Source organism: Collinsella sp. AF37-9 (assembly GCF_003475115.1).
GTDB lineage: Bacteria > Actinomycetota > Coriobacteriia > Coriobacteriales > Coriobacteriaceae > Collinsella.
In genome coordinates, this window is sequence record NZ_QROQ01000004.1 from 86,792 (window position 1) to 105,669 (window position 18,878).

Here is an 18,878-nt window from a genome sequence, read left to right on the forward strand (position 1 = left end):
TCTACATCGCCATTCCGCCGTCGACGCGCACGACCTCGCCCGTAATGTAGGCAGCCGCATCACTCGCTAAAAAGCGCACCACGCCGGCCACTTCCTCGGGGCGTGCCATGCGCTTAAGGGGAATCTGTTCCTCGGTTGCCGTACGCACCTTCTCCGAGAGCTTTGCCGTCATATCTGTCTCGACAAACCCGGGGGCGACCGCGTTCGCTCGTACGCCACGAGGCGCAAGCTCGCGCGCCACCGCCTTGGTAAGCCCTATCACGCCCGCCTTGGAAGCAGCGTAGTTGGCTTGCCCGGCATTGCCCATCAGGCCCACGACCGAGCTCATGTTGACGACGCAACCGCCGCGCTGGCGCATAAAGGTCTTGGTGAGCGCGCGCGTCATATTGAATGTTCCCTTGAGATTGACATCGAGCACGCGATCGAATGCGTCATCGCCCATGCGCATGAGCAGGCCATCGCGGGTGATGCCGGCATTGTTGACGAGCGCCCAAATGGAACCAAAGTCGTTGAGGACCGCTTCCACACACGCGTTGACGGCAGCGGGATCGGCCACGTCGCATTGATATGCGCGTGCCGTGGCGCCAACCGCCTCACAGGCTTCGCACGTCTCGCGCGCCGCATCGACGCTGCCGGCATAGACGACGGCGATATCAAAGCCGTCCTCCGCCAGACCGACAGCGCAGGCGCGGCCGATACCCCGCGAGCCGCCCGTGACCAGTGCCACGCGACGTGAGTCGTTGCGCTCGAGCGCGCCGTTGTTCAAGTTGCCCATGTCATTCCTTTCGGGTTACAGCCCTGTGGACTATGCGAGCTCGTCGGCAATAGCTGCGACCTGCTCGGCCGTTTCGCACGAATACACGCGAACGTCGCTCAGCGTACGCTTGGCCAGGCCCGACAGCGTTTTGCCAGGGCCGACCTCAATAAACGTGTCGATGCCCTGATTCTGCAGAGCATGCAGCGTGTCGACCCAACGAACGGCATGACTCACCTGATTGGCCAAGACATCCGATGCCGCTCGCGGGTCCGCCGGATAGGGCGCCGCCGTCATGTTTGCCATGACCGGAATCAGCAGCGGTGACGGCGCGTGGCCGGCTTGGATATACGTCGCCAGCCCCTCAGTCGCCTCGGCCATATAGGGGCTATGAAATGCGCCCGACACCGCGACTTTCATAGCGCGGCCGCCAGCCTCTTTTACCAGGGCGTCGAGCTCCTGCAGCGCCTCGGGCGGTCCGGCAACAACCGTCTGCTGCGGACTGTTGTAGTTGACCGGCCAGCAGTCCTCGCCGGCCTGTTTTGCCAGGTTCTCGACTTGCGCCGCATCGAGCTTGATGACGGCGCGCATGCCGCCCGGATGGCGCTCGGCAGCCGCGGCCATCAGCGCCGCGCGCTCGCACACGAGCTCAAAGCCCGCTCGCGTATCGAACGCCCCCGCAAAGGTGAGCGCGGCGACCTCGCCAAGCGAAAAACCCGCACAGGCGGCAGGTACCACGCCGCGCTCACGCAGGGCGGCAGCCGCTGCCAGATCGTGAACGAACACGCACGGCTGCGTGTTCTCGGTCTGCGAGAGCTCCTCCTTGGAGGCGCTTCGGCACTGCTCACTGGTCCCCGGGCGCACCTCGTCGGCAATGGCGAACACCTCGGCGGCCGCCGGCGATGCCTCGATCAGGTCGACGCCCATCGCGGGGTGCTGGGCGCCCTGGCCGGCAAACAGAAACGCTACGCCACCCATGCGCACGCACCCTTCAGGACGTGCTCGGCGCCATCGACCAGGTCGTCGACGATTTCACGTGCGCTTTGGCGCTCGTTGACCATGCCGGCAATCTGTCCACACAAAAACGAGCCCTCTTCGTAATTGCCGTCCTTGGCGGCCTTGCGAAGGGCGCCCGTGCCCATGGCCCCGAGCTCCTCGACGCTTACGCCCGCCGCCTCGCTCTTGGCGTAGGCGTTGGTGAAGGGGCTCTTGAGGGCACGCACCGGGTGTCCCGTCGAGCGGCCGGTCGCACGCGTCGAGGTGTCGTTGGCCTTCAGGACCATCTCCTTGTACTGCTCCGATACGGTGCACTCATCTGCAATCAGAAAGCGCGTACCCACCTGCACGCCGGCGGCGCCCAGCATAAAGGCGGCCGCCACGCCGCGGCCATCAGCGATACCGCCAGCCGCAACCACGGGAATATCGACCGCATCGACAACCTGCGGCACCAGTGCCATCGTCGAGGTCTCGCCAATATGGCCGCCTGATTCGGTACCCTCGGCAACCACGGCAGTGGCTCCACGACGCGCCACGAGGCGCGCCAGCGCCACCGAGGCAACGACCGGGATGACCTTGATGCCCGCCTCGTTCCACGCCTTCATGTACTTGGTGGGATTGCCGGCACCCGTCACGACGACCGGCACCCGCTCGTCAATCACGACCCGCGCGACCTCGTCGGCAAACGGGCTCATGAGCATGACGTTGACGCCAAAGGGCTTATCCGTCCTGGCGCGCAGCTCGTGAATCTGGTCGCGCAGCCAGTTGGCGTCGGCGTTCATGGCCGCGATAATCCCTAAGCCGCCCGCCTCGGACACTGCGGACGCCAGCGAGGCGTCGGCGATCCAGGCCATACCGCCCTGGAACACGGGCTTTTCGATGCCGAGCAGATCGCAGAGAGGAGTCTTGAGCATCTCTACTTCTCCAATGCCGCCTCGACCGTATCGGCGAACTCGCCGACCGTCTTGGGGTTCTCCTCGGTATCGAGCTGGATGCCAAACTCGTCCTCGACGGCGACGAGGATCTCGACGGTGCCCAGGCTGTCGAGACCAATCTCCTCGAGCGTGGACTCGGGCTTCATCTCGACGTCGTCAAGACCGGCGGTCTCGCGGATAACATCGCAAACGCGCTCGAAGGTCTTCTGATCTGCCATGGTAGTTCTCCTTTGTTTGTGCCCTAGGGGCGTTTTTATTTCCTATGTGCGACTACTTCCAACGAAGTAGATAGCCACCTATATCCAGACCGGCGCCAAATCCAACGAGGGTGATGGTGTCGCCCGTGTGAAGTGCACCGGCGTTTGCCAGCCGGTCGAGGGCAAGCGGAATGCATGCGCTCGAAATGTTGCCGGTCTCGCGCAGCGTTCGAACCACGCGCTTGTCTGGCACACCGAGGCGCTTGACCGCCTGACTCAGGATTCGTTCGTTAGCCTGATGGAATACAAAATGGTTGATGTCCTCGACCGAAATGCCCGCATCGCTCGCAAGCTTATGGACCGTGTCGCAAATCGCGTTGACGCCGAACTTGAACACGCGGCGGCCATTCATGGACAGCACGCTCTCGCTATCTGCGGAGGCCTTAAACGGCGAGGTGCCGACCAGACCGGGAACGCACAACGTCTCGACGTCGGGCGCCGTCGAAAGCTCAACGGCAAGGGGGCTGTCTCCCCCAGCCTCAATCACCGCGGCGCCTGCCCCATCGCCAAAGAGCACACAGGTGGTGCGGTCGGTCCAGTCGAGCGCGCGCGTCATCTGCTCGGCGGCAACGACAAGCACATGCTTGGCTCGTCCTCGGGCGATATAGCCCTCGGCAACATCGAGCGCAAATACGAAGCCGGCGCAGGCAGCCGAGACATCGAAGGCAGGGCACGTCGCGCCCAGTCGCTCAGCAACGGCACACGCCTCAGCGGGAACAAGGTGGTCACCCGTCGTCGTCGAGCAGACGATCAGATCCAACTGGCTCGCGTCGATTCCGGACACCTGAAGTGCCCGCTCGCTCGCCGCTACGGCAAGGTCGTCAAGTGACTCGGTGGTGCAGACGTGGCGGCTCTTGATACCTGTGCGGGTAAAAATCCACTCATCCGAGGTATCGAGGAACTCGGACAGCTCGTCATTGGAAACACTGCGCTTAGGAAGCGCCGAGCCTGTTCCAAGAATCGTGAAACCCATCACTAACCTCCTTTGAGTTGTTGACGTGTTTACATCGACCATGAGAGGATAGCGCATTTCAGTCGTTGTTAACGTGTTAACATTAAATTGTCCAAATGCGACAAAGGCTTCACATTGTGTCTCTCTCGACACCATTGCGTTATTCACTTATTCATTAAGGAGGTAGCAGCCGTTATGGATGCCAAATTAACGATAGTCGACGTAACCGGATCGACCAACGATGACCTGCTCGAAGCAGGAAAACAGGGAGCGCCGCACGGCACAGGACTTGCCGCCCGGGCTCAGACAGCAGGACGCGGCCGGCGCGGCCACAAGTGGGATTCAACCGCCGGCAACCTATTGCTTTCGATTGTCCTGCGTCCATGCGTTAATCCTGCGAAGTACTCTGGTCTTGCTGCCGTCAGCGGCCTAGCGGTGCTCGAGGCGCTCGAAAAACAGGGTCTTGCAAACGAGATTGGCCTCAAATGGCCCAACGACCTGGTCGCGCGTGGACGCAAACTCGGCGGCATTCTGGTCGAGGCCGCACGCGATAACGAAGGCAAACCTTTCGCCGTCTGTGGCATTGGTGTCAATGTGAACTATGCGCCCCAAGAGGTGCCCGATGGCGGCCTGCCGGCAATCGGTCTCTCGGACCTTAACGAGAACGTTCCAGCTGTCGACATGCTCCTCGATGAGGTCTATCACGCAGTTATAGACGCTATAGATGCCTGGGCAGAACGCCTCAACGCCATGGAAGAAAACACCGGACCGCTCGCGCCCGTCCACGGCGAATATGTCGCTCACCTCAATTGGATTGGAAAGCACGTTATCGCCCGCTCCCCTGCCGGTGACGAGCTGGCGCGAGGCATCTTTAAAACGGTCGATGGCTTTGGTCGTGCGTGCATCGAAACAGAAGACGGCTTGCGATCCTTCCATTTTGAGGAAGCGTCATTGCGCCCCTTGAGTGAGTAGGTCGCCACAGCCAGCCGCTCGGCAGCCTTACCCGGCGATCCAAACCCATCATGCAAAACAAAAGGGCCCCGCTACCGTAGCGGCAGCGGGGCCCTTTAAGCTATGAGCGATATCGCTTAGAGCTTGATGTCGATGTCGACGCCAGCGGGGAGGTCGAGACGCATAAGCGAATCAACGGTGCCCGAGGTGGGGTCGAGGATGTCGATGAGGCGCTTGTGGGTGCGCATCTCGAACTGCTCACGGGAGTCCTTGTTCACGTGCGGCGAGCGGATAACCGTGTACAGGTTGCGCTCGGTGGGCAGGGGGACAGGACCGGAAACGCGAGCGCCGGTCTTCTGAGCGGTCTCGACGATGAGCTTCGCGGACTGATCGACGACCTCGTGATCATAGCCCTTGAGGCGAATGCGGATCTTCTGGGTAGCCAACTTAAACCTCCAAAGAGTGCGAGAGATGCTCTCGCGGATTACGTAACAGGGAGCTCGAACTTAGGCGTTCTTGCTCATGACCTCGTCCACGATGGACTTGGGCGCGGGCTCATAAGAGTCGAACTGCATCGTGTAGGATGCACGGCCCTGGGTCTGGGAGCGAAGGTCGGTAGCGTAACCGAACATCTCGCCCAGCGGCACCTTGGCACGGATGAGCTTGCTGTTCTTGCGATCCTCCATGCCCTCGATCTTGCCGCGGCGACCGGAGAGGTTGCCCATAACGTCGCCCATGTACTGCTCGGGGGTCTCGACCTCGACAGCCATGATCGGCTCGAGCAGCTGCGGGTCGGACTTCTTGAGGGCGTCCTTGATAGCCATGGAACCGGCGATCTTAAAGGCGGCCTCGGAGGAGTCGACCTCGTGGTAAGAACCGTCGAACAGGGTGACCTTAACGTCGAGGACCGGGAAGCCGGCGATAACACCGGTGTTCAGGGCCTCCTGGATGCCCTTGTCGATGGACGGGATGTACTCCTTGGGCACGACGCCGCCGACGATAGCGTTGACGAACTCGTAGCCGAAGCCCTCCTCCATCTTCTCGAGCTTGATGACGGCGTGGCCGTACTGACCGCGACCACCGGACTGACGGACGAACTTGCCCTCAGCCTTCTCGACGTCGTGACCAGCGGTCTCGCGGTAGGCAACCTGGGGCTTACCAACGTTAGCGTCAACCTTGAACTCGCGGAGCAGACGGTCGACGATGATCTCGAGGTGCAGCTCGCCCATGCCGGCGATGATGGTCTGGCCGGTCTCGTGGTTGGTGGACACCTGGAAGGTCGGGTCCTCCTCGGCGAGCTTGGTCAGAGCCAGGGACATCTTGTCCTGCTCGGCCTTGGTCTTGGGCTCGATGGCAACGTCGATAACGGGCTTAGCGAACTCGATCTTCTCGAGGACGATCTCCTTGCCCTCGGCGCACAGGGTGTCACCGGTGGTGGAGTTCTTGAATCCGACGCAAGCGACGATGTCGCCGGCGGCAGCGTCGTCACGGTCGATACGCTCGGCGGCGTTCATCTCGAGGATGCGGCCGAGGCGCTCGCGCTGACCGTTGGAAGCGTTGACAACGTAGGAGCCGGACTCGGCGCGGCCGGAGTAAACGCGGACGTAGGTGAGCTTACCGACGAACGGGTCGGTCATGATCTTGAAGACCAGGCCGGAGAAGGGCTCGTCGAAGGAAGGATGACGCTGGATCTCCTCGCCGGTGTCCGGATCGGTACCGGTGACGGCCTCAACGTCGAGCGGGCTGGGCAGGTAGTCGACGACAGCGTCGAGCAGCTCCTGGACGCCCTTGTTCTTGTAGGCGGAGCCCACGAAGACGAGGTTGAGCTCGTTGGCCAGAACGCCCTTACGCAGAGCAGCCTTGAGCTCCTCGACGGTGAAGTCCTCCTCCATGAGGATCTTCTCCATGAGCTCGTCGTCAAAGCTGGCAGCAGCGTCGAGGAGCTCCTCGCGCTTGGTGGCAGCGATGTCGGCGAACTCAGCCGGGATCTCGTCCATCGGCTCGGGGTAGGTCATGCCCTTCTCGTCGGCCTTGAAGTCCCATGCAGTCATGGTGACCAGGTCGATGACGCCCCAGAAGTTGTCCTCGGCGCCCATCGGGACCTGAGCGGCCACGGCGTTAGCGTCGAGACGATCCTTCATGGTCTCGATAGCGTTGAAGAAGTCAGCGCCCACGCGGTCATACTTGTTGATGAAGGCGATGCGGGGAACGTTGAAGGTAGAAGCCTGACGCCAAACGGTCTCAGACTGGGGCTGAACGCCGGCAACGGCGTCGAAGACGGCGACAGCGCCATCGAGGACGCGCAGGCAGCGCTCGACCTCGGCGGTGAAGTCAACGTGGCCCGGGGTGTCGATGATCTGGATGCGGTAGTCCTTGCCGTCCTTGTTCCAGAAGCAGGTGGTAGCAGCGGAGGTAATGGTTACGCCGCGCTCCTGCTCCTGAACCATCCAGTCCATGGTGGCAGCGCCCTCATGGACCTCACCGATCTTGTGGGTCTTACCGGTGTAGTAAAGAATACGCTCGGTCGTGGTGGTCTTACCGGCATCGATGTGGGCCATGATGCCGATGTTACGGGTATCGGAAAGCTTGTACTTAGGCTTAGCCATGTTAGTTCCTTACCTTAACTTACCAACGATAGTGAGAGAACGCGCGGTTGGCCTCGGCCATCTTGAAGACGTCCTCACGCTTCTTGACGGAAGCGCCCAGGCCGTTGGAAGCGTCGAGGATCTCGTTGGCGAGACGCTCGGCCATGGTCTTCTCCTTGCGAGCGCGGGAGAAGTTGACGATCCAGCGGATACCCAGAGCGGTGGAACGACGGGAGTTGACCTCCATCGGGACCTGATAGGTAGCGCCGCCGACACGCTTGGGCTTAACCTCGAGCGTGGGCTTGACGTTGTCCATAGCCTTCTTGAAGGTAGCGAGAGCGTCGCCACCCTCAGACTTCTCGGCAACGATCTCGAAAGCGGTGTAAACGATGCGCTCAGCGGTGGCCTTCTTGCCGTCAAGAAGGACCTTGTTGATGAGCTGAGTCACCAGGCGGTTGTTGTAAACGGCGTCAGGCTGAACCTCACGACGATTAGCTGCTGCACGACGCGGCATGTGAAATCTCCTTAAGTGTCTACCGTGCGGCGCTTAGGCGGCACACGGCGAAAGTATCAAAACGTTATCTGGCTTATTTAGCCTTGGGGCGCTTAGCACCGTACTTGGAACGGGCCTGCATACGGTTCTGGACCGGAGCAGCGTCGTAGGCGCCACGGATGACGTGATAACGGACACCAGGGAGGTCACGGACACGACCGCCGCGGACGAGCACGATGGAGTGCTCCTGCAGGTTGTGGCCCTCACCCGGGATGTAAGCAGTAACTTCGATGCCGTTGACAAGGCGAACACGGGCAACCTTACGAAGAGCCGAGTTCGGCTTCTTGGGGCTCGTGGTGAAGACGCGGGTGCACACGCCGCGCTTCTGGGAGTTGTGCTGCAGAGCAGCGTTCTTGGACTTCTTGGGCACGGAACGACGGCCCTGGCGAACCAGCTGGTTAATAGTAGGCAAAGCGTACTCCTTCTCGAATGATTCCAGCTTTCTGTAAAGTGCAACGGCTTGAATCGAGGGGTCAGCATCCCCCTACGAAACACGCAGTTCGATAGGATACGTGCCGTTAGCTGTGTCGTCAACAGACCACGCCGCCGGGCGTATCCCAAAATAGCTATATTTCCGCAAAGCCTCCATAAAAGGAATCCCCGCCTGTGCGCAAGTGCCCATTCCAGCCGTCCATGTAACGCAAAAATGGCCGCTTCCCCTAGTGGGAAGCGGCCTCAAGTCTTACGAATAGACGATGGTAAAGGGTACTTCTGTTTCGGTCTCTCCTGTTGATGTGTACCTCATGCCCTCAAGGGTTACCGAGACCACTTGATTGACATTGATCAGCTTTGTCGGAACCGAGATGTTCTCCCCGCTATTGCGCGTCAGCGAAAAATAGGAATTGTACGCGCCTGCAGCATCGTCTTCGATAATCTGCTCCGATCCATCCTTGTAGGTAACGGTCAACTTTTTCGTGACTGCGTCAATGCCCAGATCATCGATGTGCGTCTGGATGGAAAACGGGCTAATCTCAAGAGGCGAGTCGTCGGAGCGGAGCTCCTTTGTATCGACGTACGCTCCGACGCTAAACTCGGGTGTCGATGCCTCGACATGCTTCGCATCCTCACCTTCGCCCTCCGTCCAGCTGATATTCCAGGTGACAGCATGTCCTAAATCTCGATCGCGATTCCATGAGGCAAAGTACATTGTGCCGTTAATGACCGTGTCGCTTGATGTGTCTTTATCAATGGTGCAGCGTGTGTCAGCCCATTCCTCGCCGAAGTTCATGCTGGGCGTGCCGATGCCTTGTTCTTCTTCACCATAGAGAACAAGTTCGCCAGTCTCTGCTGCCGGCTTGTAGTAGTTAACACCATTTGGATTGGACAACGTAAACGTCACGGCACCGCAACCGTTTTTATCGATAGCCATATCATGAATGTCGAGTGTATAGCCGTTGCCCTCGACGGACAGATTGACCTTCTGTACTGAACCCTCCAAGCTTTGGGGCGCAATGCCGTCACCAAACTCTCTAGTGTAGGTATATTTAGTCCCCGACGAGCCACCTTGAGTCCAGGTAATGGACTCTCCGTTGCCGTGGTTTCCCCAGGCAGAGGCAAAATAACTGGAATTGACGACGGCATAGGCGACCCCTCCGGTCGCCAGCACTCCGGCAAGGCATCCGATTACGGCAACATAGAGAGGCTTCGCGTGGCCCTTTCGATGAAGCGGCTCACCCGCAGCAGCATCAATAACACAGTCGGCAAGATCGCTATCGGCTTGGATGGACTCGAAGGCCTGCTTGATTTGATTGGATTTCACGGCCGCCCTCCTCTAGGATGAATTTGAGCTTCGATCTACCGCGAGCTAAACGCGTTCTAACGGTCGCGGCTGGCACATGCAATAACTCGGCAATCTCTGAAGTCGAGAAGCCCAGATAGTAATAGAGCACGATGGGGATACGGAATCGTTCCGGAAGCCGCATGACGTCCGACAGGACGGCCTTAGTCTCGTCCTGCGCCGCCAAGAGCGAATCGGTCAGATTCTCGATATCCTCCACGCGCCTCCACGGTTTTCGAAAGAGAGACTTGCATTCATTGATCGTGACCCGGATAAGCCAGCGGCGAAGATGTTCCCAACTTTCAAAGTGTCCATCGCTTTTAAGCAACTTAAGAAAGACATCTTGGGCAATATCGTCGGCATCGGCGCGATCGCGCAGGTACGTCAAGGCGATCCGAAACACGACATCACGGTGGTCTTCAACCGCCTGTCTAAAAGCTTGTTCTTCCATAATCACCTCCCGGTGACGCTGATGGTTCTTGATGAGGTCCTCACCATAGATACGCTTTGGCCGAACGAAATGTTTCAAATCCAAGCAGGAAAAACCTACCAAAATAAACCTGTCCCTTATTGGCAAAAGGAATCCCCTTCTGTGCGCGGGGGCGGATTCCCGGAACGGGCGGCCCGCTGTTTAAGTTTGCTGCTCTACAGTCCTGCACAAGACGGAAAGCACATTAAGTGCTTTCCTTTGCGTGCGGAACTCGCGACAAACTTTAACAGCGGGCCGCCCGTTCCGGGAATCCGACGTGCTCGTCGGGGCAACGTTCCTCACCAAAAAAGACCCGCTCCCCTGTTGGGAAGCGGGTCTTTGGAAGGGCGGTTAACGTACTAGGAAATTATTCCTCGTCGTTGTCCTTGGCCTCTTCGGCGTCGTCGGTGTCCACGAGCTGGTTGAGCAGCTCGTCGAGGGACGCCATGTCCTCGTTGATCGCGCCGTTGGCGGGAGCCTTCTTGTCGTCGATCGGGGCGCCCAGGAGCTCCTCGTCGGCGTCGGCGTGATGCGTCGGAGCGGAGGTACCCAGCAGGATATCGTCCGGACCGTCGGGGCTAAAGACCATCTGCAGCAGCTGCGAGAGGTCTTCCTCGTCGGCAACGTCGTCGTTGTTCTCGAGGATGTAGAGCAGGTCGTGGGCCTCCAGGCCGTCACGGAGCTCCTCGATCGCCTTAGCACCGATACCATCGATGCGCAGCAGATCCTCCTCGGACTTGCCGACCAGGTCGCCGACCGTCTCGATGCCGACCTCGCTGAACTTGTTGGTCCAACGCTGCGACACGCCCAGGTCGTCGAACAGGTACAGGCGAGCCTTCTCGGCGGAGATGGTATGGCCGTTGCGGGTGAACGAACCGTCAGCACCACCGAACTCGTCGTAGCCGGCCCAGTCGAGCTGCTGCGGGAGCTGCTCGTCCAGGTCCTTGAGCTCCACAGGAGCCCACTCGGGCAGCGACTTGGCGTTGGGCGAAGCCGGGCCGTCGATGTCCACGTAGCCGTCGGCCGTGCGATACGTCAGCTTGGCGTTGGCGTACGGCTTGAGGCCGGTACCAGCCGGGATCTTCTTACCGACGATGACGTTGGACTTAAGGTCGAGCAGGTGGTCGACCTTGCCCTCGATGGCAGCCTCGGTAAGGACGCCAGCGGTACGGATGAACGAAGCGCTCGACAGCCAGGAGTCGATGTTGGACGCGACCTTGAGCGTACCCAGGATGACGGGCTCGGCCACGGGAGCCTGACCGCCCAGACGGGCAACGCGCTCGACCTCGTCGGCGAACTCGTAGCGGTCGACGTACTGACCAAGCAGGTACTTGGAGTCGCCGGGGTTGGTGATCTGAACGCGACGCAGCATCTGACGCGCGAGCACCTCGATGTGCTTGTCGTTCAGGTCGACGCCCTGGCTGGTGTAGACGTCCTTAACGCTCTCGACGAAGGTGTGCATCGTCGACTCGATGTCGGTCAGCTTGCGCAGGTTGCGGAAGTTGACGAAGCCCTTGGTGATCTGGTCGCCGGCGCGAACCTCGCAGCCGTCCTCGATCTCGGGCATGAAGCGCACCGATGCGGGGACGCGACGCTCGTCGAGGACACGGGTGTGATCCTCGGAATCGGTGAGCGTCAGCACGTACTCGGACTTCTCGGGCTTAATCGAGAGGTGGCCGGAGTACGGAGCCAGCTCGGCCTCGCGACCCAGAATCTTCTCGTTGACGTTACCGACGATATCGAACATACGGCTGACCGTAGGCAGACCCTGCGTAATATCGTCGACGCCTGCGACGCCGCCGGAGTGAATGGTACGCATCGTAAGCTGCGTACCGGGCTCGCCGATGGACTGGGCGGCAATAATGCCGACCGCGGTACCGATGGCGACCGGACGACGGGTGGAAAGATCCCAGCCGTAGCACTTCTGGCACACGCCGTACTTGGAGCGGCAGGTGAGCAGCGCGCGAAGCTTGACCTTCTTAAGGCCGGCATCGACCATCTTCTGGATGTCAGCGACCTTCTCGATGTAGCCGTCCTGCTCAAAGAGCACGGTGCCATCGGGAGCCACGACGTCCTCAATGAAGCAACGGCCGACGAGGTCGGTGTTGAGGTCGGTGGTGCCGGGGATGATGAGGTTGTAGGTGACGCCCTCGTGCGTACCGCAGTCCTCCTCGCGGACGATGACGTCCTGGGCCACGTCGACCAGACGACGGGTCAGGTAACCAGAGTCCGAGGTGTGGGATGCGGTATCGACCAGGCCCTTACGGGCGCCGTAGGTCGAAATGAAGTACTCGAGCGGCAGCAGGCCCTCGCGGAAGTTCGCCTTAATGGGAAGGTCGATCGTCTCGCCGGACATGTCTGCCATCAGGCCACGCATGCCGCCGAGCTGACGCAGCTGGGTCTTAGAACCACGGGCGCCGGAGTCGGCCATCATGTAGAGCGGGTTCTCCTCGTCGAACAAGTCGAGCATGAGCGCTGCAACCTTATCGGTACAAGCGGTCCACTCATTAACGACTTCGATGTGGCGCTCCGTCTCGTTGATGAAGCCCTCCTCGAAGTACTCGTTGATCTGGTCGACGTTGGCCTGGGCGCGATCGAGCAGCTCCTGCTTCTCGGCAGGGATGAGAGCGTCCCACACCGAGATGGTGAGGCCAGCGCGGGTAGCGTAGTGGAAGCCGGAGTACTTGATGGCGTCGAGGATCGGGCCGACCTTGGCCTCGGGATAGCGATCGCAGCAGTCCGCAACCAGCTTGGCCACGTCGCCCTTGACCATCTTGTAGTTCATGAACTCGTAGTCTTCGGGCAGGCACTGGCGGTTGAAGATGATGCGGCCGATGGAGGTCTCGAAGCGCGCGGTCTTGTTGCCGGTGACGTCGTAGTCGACGAACTCGTTCTTGCCGTTCTTGACGCGGAAGATACGGGTGCCGTCCTCGTTGATGACATTGGCGTCGGCAGCGGACACGCGGACCTGAATCTTGGCCTGCATGTCGACCTCGGAGCGGCAGTCATAGGCGTGCAGCGCGTCGTCGAAGCTGGCGAACACGTGGTTCTCGCCCGGCAGACCGTCGCGGACCTGGGTGAGGTAGTACACACCGATGATCATGTCCTGCGAGGGGATGTTGACCGGCTTGCCGGATGCCGGAGAGCGCAGGTTGTTCGCAGAGAGCATGAGCACGCGGGCCTCGGCCTGAGCCTGGCTGGACAGCGGCACGTGGACAGACATCTGGTCGCCGTCGAAGTCGGCGTTGAAGGGCGAGCAGACCAGCGGGTGCAGGTGGATAGCCTTGCCCTCGACCAGAACCGGCTCAAAGGCCTGGATGGACAGACGGTGCAGGGTCGGTGCACGGTTGAGCAGCACGACGCGGCCGTCGATGACCTCTTCGAGGATATCCCACACAAAGGTGGCACCGCGGTCGATAGCGCGCTTGGCGCCCTTGATGTTCTCGACCTTGCCGAGCTCGACCAGGCGCTTCATGACGAAGGGCTTGAAGAGCTCCAGCGCCATGGTCTTGGGCAGACCGCACTGGTGCAGCAGCAACTTGGGGTCGGTAACGATTACCGAACGGCCGGAGTAGTCGACACGCTTGCCCAGCAGGTTCTGACGGAAACGACCCTGCTTGCCCTTGAGGGCCTCGGCGAGCGACTTGAGCGGGCGACCGCCACGGCCAGAGACCGGGCGACCACGACGGCCGTTGTCGAACAGGGCGTCCACGGACTCCTGGAGCATGCGCTTCTCGTTGTTCACGATGATCGCAGGGGCGTCCAGGTCGAGCAGGCGCTTGAGTCGGTTGTTACGGTTGATCACGCGACGATACAGGTCGTTGAGGTCGGACGCGGCAAAGCGACCGCCGTCGAGCTGGACCATCGGGCGCAGATCGGGCGGAATGACCGGGATGACATCCAGGATCATGTTCGCGGGGCTGTTGCCACCCTTCAGGAAGGCGTCAACGACCTCGAGGCGCTTGACGGCCTTCTCGCGCTTCTGCTTCTGGGAATCCTCGTCGGCAATGATGGCCTTGAGCTTCTCGGCCTCGGAAGGAAGGTCGATGGCAGCGAGCAGGTCGCGGACGGCCTCGGCACCCATGCCACCCTTGAAGTACATGGAGTAGTAGCGGGTCATCTCGCGGAACAGCGGCTCATCGGAGATGAGGTCGCGCTCGGTGAGCTTCATGAAGGCGTTGAAGGCGTCCGTGCGGAGCTGCTTCTCGTCCTTGCACTCCTCCTCGATGTCGACGATGCCAGAGGCGATCTCCTCGGGGGTCAGCGGCTCCTCGTCGGAGAACTCGTCAAAGTTCTCGGGGTCGCCCTGCTCCTTGAGGGACTCGATCTGGCGGGCGCACTCGGCATCGATCTCTTCCAGATCGGCGGCGAGCTCCTCGCGCAGGTCGTCAGCGTCGGCCTCGCGAGCCTCGTAGTCAACCTCGGTGATGATGTAGCTGGCAAAGTACAGAACCTTCTCGAGGTCCTTGGACTTGATGTCGAGCATACGGCTCATCGGGAAGCTCGTGGGGCTCTTGAAGTACCAGATGTGGGACACGGGAGCGGCGAGCTCGATGTGGCCCATGCGGTCGCGACGCACCTTGGCCGAGGTGACCTCGACGCCGCAGCGCTCGCAGACGATGCCCTTAAAGCGGATGCCCTTGTACTTGCCGCAGGAGCACTCCCAGTCCTTGGCGGGACCGAAGATCTTCTCGCAGAACAGGCCGTCCTTCTCGGGCTTGAGGGTACGGTAATTGATGGTCTCCGGCTTCTTGACCTCACCGTGCGACCAGGAACGGATCTGGTCGGCGGAGGCAAGGGAGATCTTTACCGAGTCAAAATCAGTAGCTTCGAAATCTGCCACAGTCAACTACTCCTTATCAGTGGTCGTGGCGGCGACAGCCTCGGGTGCCTCGGCGGTCTCGGCATCCTCGGCCTCGACGTCGGTGTCAACGCCGGCGAGCGCAGCCAGGTCGTCGAGAGCAGAGGTCTCCTCGGCGGTCACAGGGGCGGAGGCGTCCTCGTCGGCATCGTGCATGGGCTCGATGTCCAGCGCGAGGGAGCGGATCTCCTTGACGAGAACCTTGAAGGACTCGGGGATACCCGGAACCGGGACGTTCTCGCCCTTGACGATGGACTCGTAGGTCTTGACGCGGCCCACGGTATCGTCGGACTTGACGGTCAGGATCTCCTGCAGGACGTTGGAAGCGCCGTAAGCGTACAGTGCCCAAACTTCCATCTCGCCGAAGCGCTGGCCGCCGAACTGGGCCTTGCCGCCCAGAGGCTGCTGGGTAACCAGGCTGTAAGGGCCAGTCGAACGGGCGTGGATCTTGTCGTCGACCATGTGGCCGAGCTTGAGGATGTAGGACGTACCCACGGTAATGGGCTCGCGGAACTCCTCGCCGGTACGGCCGTCGAACAGACGGGTCTTGCCGCGCTCGTCAAGCTGGGTGACGAACTCGGGGCGCATGTGATCGCCAAAGGCAGCGGTGGCCTTGTTGAGCATGTTCTTGTTGGCACGACGGATGACCTCGGCGATCTCGTCCTCCTTGGCGCCGTCGAAGACGGGCGTGGCGGTGAAGAACGGACCGGGGACGTACTTGTCGGAGTCGGCCTGCTCGGTATCCCAACCGCAGGCAGCAGCCCAGCCAAGGTGGCACTCGAGCAGCTGGCCGACGTTCATACGCGAAGGAACGCCCAGCGGGTTGAGGATAACGTCGATCGGGGTACCGTCAGCCATGTAGGGCATGTCCTCGACCGGCAGAACGTTACAGATAACACCCTTGTTGCCGTGGCGGCCGGCGATCTTATCGCCCTGCTGGATCTTACGACGCTGGGCGACGTAGACGCGCACCTGCTCGTTGACGCCGGGGGCCAGGTCGTCGCCGTTCTCGCGGCTAAAGCGGACGACGTCGATGACGCGGCCGTAAGCGCCGTGAGGCATCTTAAGGGAGGTGTCACGGACATCGTGGGCCTTGGCACCGAAGATGGCGCGCAGCAGGCGCTCCTCGGCGGTCAGAGCGCTCTCGCCCTTAGGCGTGACCTTACCGACCAGGATGTCGCCAGGGCCGACCTCGGCGCCGATGCGGATGATGCCGTCCTCGTCGAGGTTGGCAAGCATGTCCTCGGAGAGGTTCGGGATCTCGCGGGTAATCTCCTCGGGGCCGAGCTTGGTGTCGCGGGCGTCGATCTCGTGACGGGTGATGTTGATGGTTGTCAGCAGGTCCTCGGCCACCAGGCGCTCGGACACGACGATACCGTCCTCGTAGTTAAAGCCTTCCCACGGCATGTAGGCCACGGTAAGGTTCTGGCCCAGCGCGAGCTCGCCGTGATCGGTCGAAGGACCGTCAGCCAGGGGCTCGCCCTGCTCAACGGTGTCACCGACGCGCACGAGCGGACGGTGGTTGATGCAGGTGGACTGGTTGGAACGCTGGTACTTGGCCAGGTGATACTCGTCCATGCCGCCGGCATGCTTGACAATGATCTTGGCGGCGTCGGCAAAGATGACCTCGCCGGCGTTCTTGGCCAGGGTGACCTCGCCGGAGTCCAGGGCGGCGCGACGCTCCATGCCTGTACCGACATAGGGAGCGGCAGGGTGAACCAGCGGCACGGCCTGACGCTGCATGTTGGCGCCCATGAGCGTACGCTTGGCGTCGTCGTGCTCAAGGAACGGGATCAACGTGGCTGCGACGGAGAGCATCTGGCGCGGCGAGACGTCCATGTAGTCGACGTCCTCGACAGGCACGTCGGCGGGAGCGCCGAAGGAGCCGTCGAAGTCGCGGGTACGGGCGATCACGGTGTGCGGACGGACGATCTTGCCCTCGGCATCGGTCGTGATGAACTCGTTGGTCTTGGGATCGAGCGGCGTGTTGGCCGGCGCGATGACGTGCTTCTCTTCCTCGTCAGCGGTCATCCAGTCGATCTGGTCGGTGGCAACGCCGTTTTCGACACGACGGAACGGGGCCTCGATGAAGCCATACTCGTTGACGCGGGCATAGAGGGCGAGCGAGCCGATCAGGCCGATGTTGGGGCCTTCGGGGGTCTCGATCGGGCACATGCGGCTGTAGTGCGAATTGTGAACGTCGCGGACGGCCGTCGGCACGTTGGTGCGGCGGCTGGAGCCGGACTTGTGGCCGGCAAGACCGCCAGGGCCGAGTGCGGACAGACGGCGCTTGTGGGTCAGACCGGTCAGGGGGTTCGCCTGGTCCATGAACTGCGAGAGCTGCGAGGAACCGAAGAACTCCTTGATGGAGGCCACGATCGGGCGGATGTTGATGAGCGACTGCGGGGTGATCTCGTCGATGTCCTGGGAGCTCATGCGCTCACGGACGACGCGCTCCATACGGCTCATGCCGATACGGAACTGGTTGGCGACGAGCTCGCCGACGGTGCGGATGCGGCGGTTGCCGAAGTGGTCGATGTCGTCGACCTTGAAGCCCTGCTCGCCGGCAGCGAGGGACAGCAGGTAGCGCAGCGTCGCGACGATATCCTCGTCGGTGAGCACCGTGACCTCTTCCTCGGTGGTGAGGTTGAGCTTCTTGTTGACCTTGTAACGACCGACGCGGGCCAGATCGTAGCGCTGCGGGTTAAAGAGCAGGCCCTCGAGCAGGCTGCGGGAAGCGTCCACGGTGGGAGGCTCGCCCGGGCGCAGGCGACGGTAGATCTCGATAAGGGCATCCTCGCGGGTGAGGGCGGTATCGCGCTCCAGGGTGCGCTTAATCACATCGGAGTTGCCGAGCAGCTCGATGATGTCGTCGTTGGTGACGGCAATGCCAAGGGCGCGCAGGAACATCGTGGCGCTCTGCTTGCGCTTACGGTCGATGGAGACCATGAGCTGGTCGCGCTTGTCGACCTCAAACTCAAGCCAGGCACCGCGGGACGGGATGATCTGGGCCTTGTAGATCTGCTTGCCCGAATCCATCTCGGAGCTGTAGTACACGCCCGGGGAGCGGACGAGCTGCGAGACGACGACACGCTCGGTACCGTTGATGATGAAGGTGCCCTGATCGGTCATCATGGGGAAGTCGCCCATAAAGACGAGCTGCTCCTTGATCTCGCCGGTCTCCTTGTTGGTAAGACGGACGTCGGTCAGAAGCGGAGCCTGATAGGTCATGTCCTTCTCGCGGCACTCCTCGACGGTGTGCGCGGGATCGCCAAACTGATGCTCGCCGAAGGTAACCTCGAGAACATGGTTCTGGCTCTGGATGGGGCTGGATTCCTTGAACGCCTCACGAAGGCCCTCGCTCTTAAAACGCTCAAAGGATTCCCTCTGAACAGAGATAAGGTTGGGGAGCTCCATGGCCTCCGGGATTTTCCCGAAGCTGACACGCGTGCGCTCAGTGGCAGTGATTGCGTTGGTCACCAGGTTTTTCCTCCTTCACGGAAATGCTCGGTGGATTGGCGAGGCATGGCTTCGCCAGTTATCGCAACCTAATAGTTTATCAGGTACCGACCGTTGAGCAAGAAAAGCCTTGACGCGATTGAGTTTTTGGAGTAGCAAAGTTTTTCGACAGAAAAGGTGCAGGTAGATAGGTGTGTATAGAACATATGTTCATATATTTTCTGTGAACAGAGCTGCTGGCGCACGCCGCTGAGTAGCGAAATGGAAGCGCGGGCACAGCCCAAATCAGAACCACCCTTAAAAAGGGTGGTTTGCTCTTAGGGTATAAC

14 protein-coding genes are annotated in these 18,878 nt (G+C 61.0%); 1 reads left to right on the plus strand and 13 read right to left on the minus strand.

The genetic code is table 11. The annotated features are described in order from the left end of the window. Nucleotide 1 precedes the first annotated feature (1 nt). The 5 genes from fabG to DW024_RS02510 are packed head-to-tail and all read right to left on the minus strand — an operon-like array spanning nt 2 to nt 3,915. Complete coding sequence (fabG, locus tag DW024_RS02490) at nt 2–775, minus strand: 3-oxoacyl-[acyl-carrier-protein] reductase (protein WP_117563766.1); 774 nt, start codon at nt 773–775, stop codon at nt 2–4. Between the two features lie 30 nt (nt 776–805). Next, nucleotides 806–1,732: an ACP S-malonyltransferase gene (locus DW024_RS02495; RefSeq protein WP_118376893.1), complete on the minus strand. Its 927-nt coding sequence runs from the start codon at nt 1,730–1,732 to the stop codon at nt 806–808. Beyond that, nucleotides 1,720–2,664 (minus strand): enoyl-[acyl-carrier-protein] reductase FabK, encoded by a 945-nt coding sequence (gene fabK / locus DW024_RS02500; protein ID WP_117563768.1) that lies wholly within the window; start codon nt 2,662–2,664, stop codon nt 1,720–1,722. The genes DW024_RS02495 and fabK overlap by 13 nt, the downstream gene beginning before the upstream one ends. Before the next feature lie 2 nt (nt 2,665–2,666). Continuing rightward, complete coding sequence (locus tag DW024_RS02505) at nt 2,667–2,903, minus strand: acyl carrier protein (protein ID WP_006235019.1); 237 nt, start codon at nt 2,901–2,903, stop codon at nt 2,667–2,669. 52 nt (nt 2,904–2,955) lie between these two features. Then, nucleotides 2,956–3,915, minus strand: a complete 960-nt coding sequence (locus DW024_RS02510; RefSeq protein ID WP_118376894.1) for a beta-ketoacyl-ACP synthase III — start codon at nt 3,913–3,915, stop codon at nt 2,956–2,958. 174 nt (nt 3,916–4,089) lie between these two features. On the opposite strand from DW024_RS02510, the gene DW024_RS02515 reads away from it, so the two are divergent. Beyond that, nucleotides 4,090–4,866, plus strand: a complete 777-nt coding sequence (locus DW024_RS02515) for a biotin--[acetyl-CoA-carboxylase] ligase (protein ID WP_117635351.1) — start codon at nt 4,090–4,092, stop codon at nt 4,864–4,866. Nucleotides 4,867–4,982: 116 nt separating this feature from the next. Here DW024_RS02515 and rpsJ read toward each other — a convergent pair whose 3' ends face one another. The 8 genes from rpsJ to DW024_RS02555 all read right to left on the minus strand — a co-directional run bounded on the left by rpsJ (nt 4,983) and on the right by DW024_RS02555 (nt 18,507). Then, nucleotides 4,983–5,291 (minus strand): 30S ribosomal protein S10, encoded by a 309-nt coding sequence (gene rpsJ, locus DW024_RS02520; protein WP_022094184.1) that lies wholly within the window; start codon nt 5,289–5,291, stop codon nt 4,983–4,985. Between the two features lie 60 nt (nt 5,292–5,351). Beyond that, nucleotides 5,352–7,451: an elongation factor G gene (gene fusA / locus DW024_RS02525; RefSeq protein WP_022094183.1), complete on the minus strand. Its 2,100-nt coding sequence runs from the start codon at nt 7,449–7,451 to the stop codon at nt 5,352–5,354. A 19-nt stretch (nt 7,452–7,470) separates the two neighbouring features. Further along, nucleotides 7,471–7,944, minus strand: a complete 474-nt coding sequence (gene rpsG / locus DW024_RS02530; RefSeq protein WP_006235013.1) for a 30S ribosomal protein S7 — start codon at nt 7,942–7,944, stop codon at nt 7,471–7,473. A gap of 73 nt (nt 7,945–8,017) precedes the next feature. After that, on the minus strand, nt 8,018–8,395 hold the full coding sequence (gene rpsL / locus DW024_RS02535; protein WP_006235012.1) for a 30S ribosomal protein S12: 378 nt from the start codon (nt 8,393–8,395) through the stop codon (nt 8,018–8,020). Nucleotides 8,396–8,665: 270 nt separating this feature from the next. Then, nucleotides 8,666–9,742 carry a DUF4179 domain-containing protein gene (locus DW024_RS02540; RefSeq protein WP_118376895.1) on the minus strand — a complete coding sequence of 359 codons (1,077 nt, stop codon included), beginning with the start codon at nt 9,740–9,742 and terminating at the stop codon, nt 8,666–8,668. Further along, a complete protein-coding gene (locus DW024_RS02545) occupies nt 9,693–10,211 on the minus strand; it encodes an RNA polymerase sigma factor (RefSeq protein ID WP_233539765.1) in 519 nt (172 codons plus the stop codon). Before DW024_RS02545 ends, DW024_RS02540 begins: the two co-directional genes overlap by 50 nt. Before the next feature lie 385 nt (nt 10,212–10,596). Further along, on the minus strand, nt 10,597–15,072 hold the full coding sequence (locus DW024_RS02550) for a DNA-directed RNA polymerase subunit beta' (protein ID WP_187361807.1): 4,476 nt from the start codon (nt 15,070–15,072) through the stop codon (nt 10,597–10,599). Between the two features lie 6 nt (nt 15,073–15,078). Next, entirely contained in the window at nt 15,079–18,507 is a 3,429-nt protein-coding gene (locus DW024_RS02555; RefSeq protein WP_233541312.1) for a DNA-directed RNA polymerase subunit beta, read from the minus strand. Nucleotides 18,508–18,878: the final 371 nt, after the last annotated feature.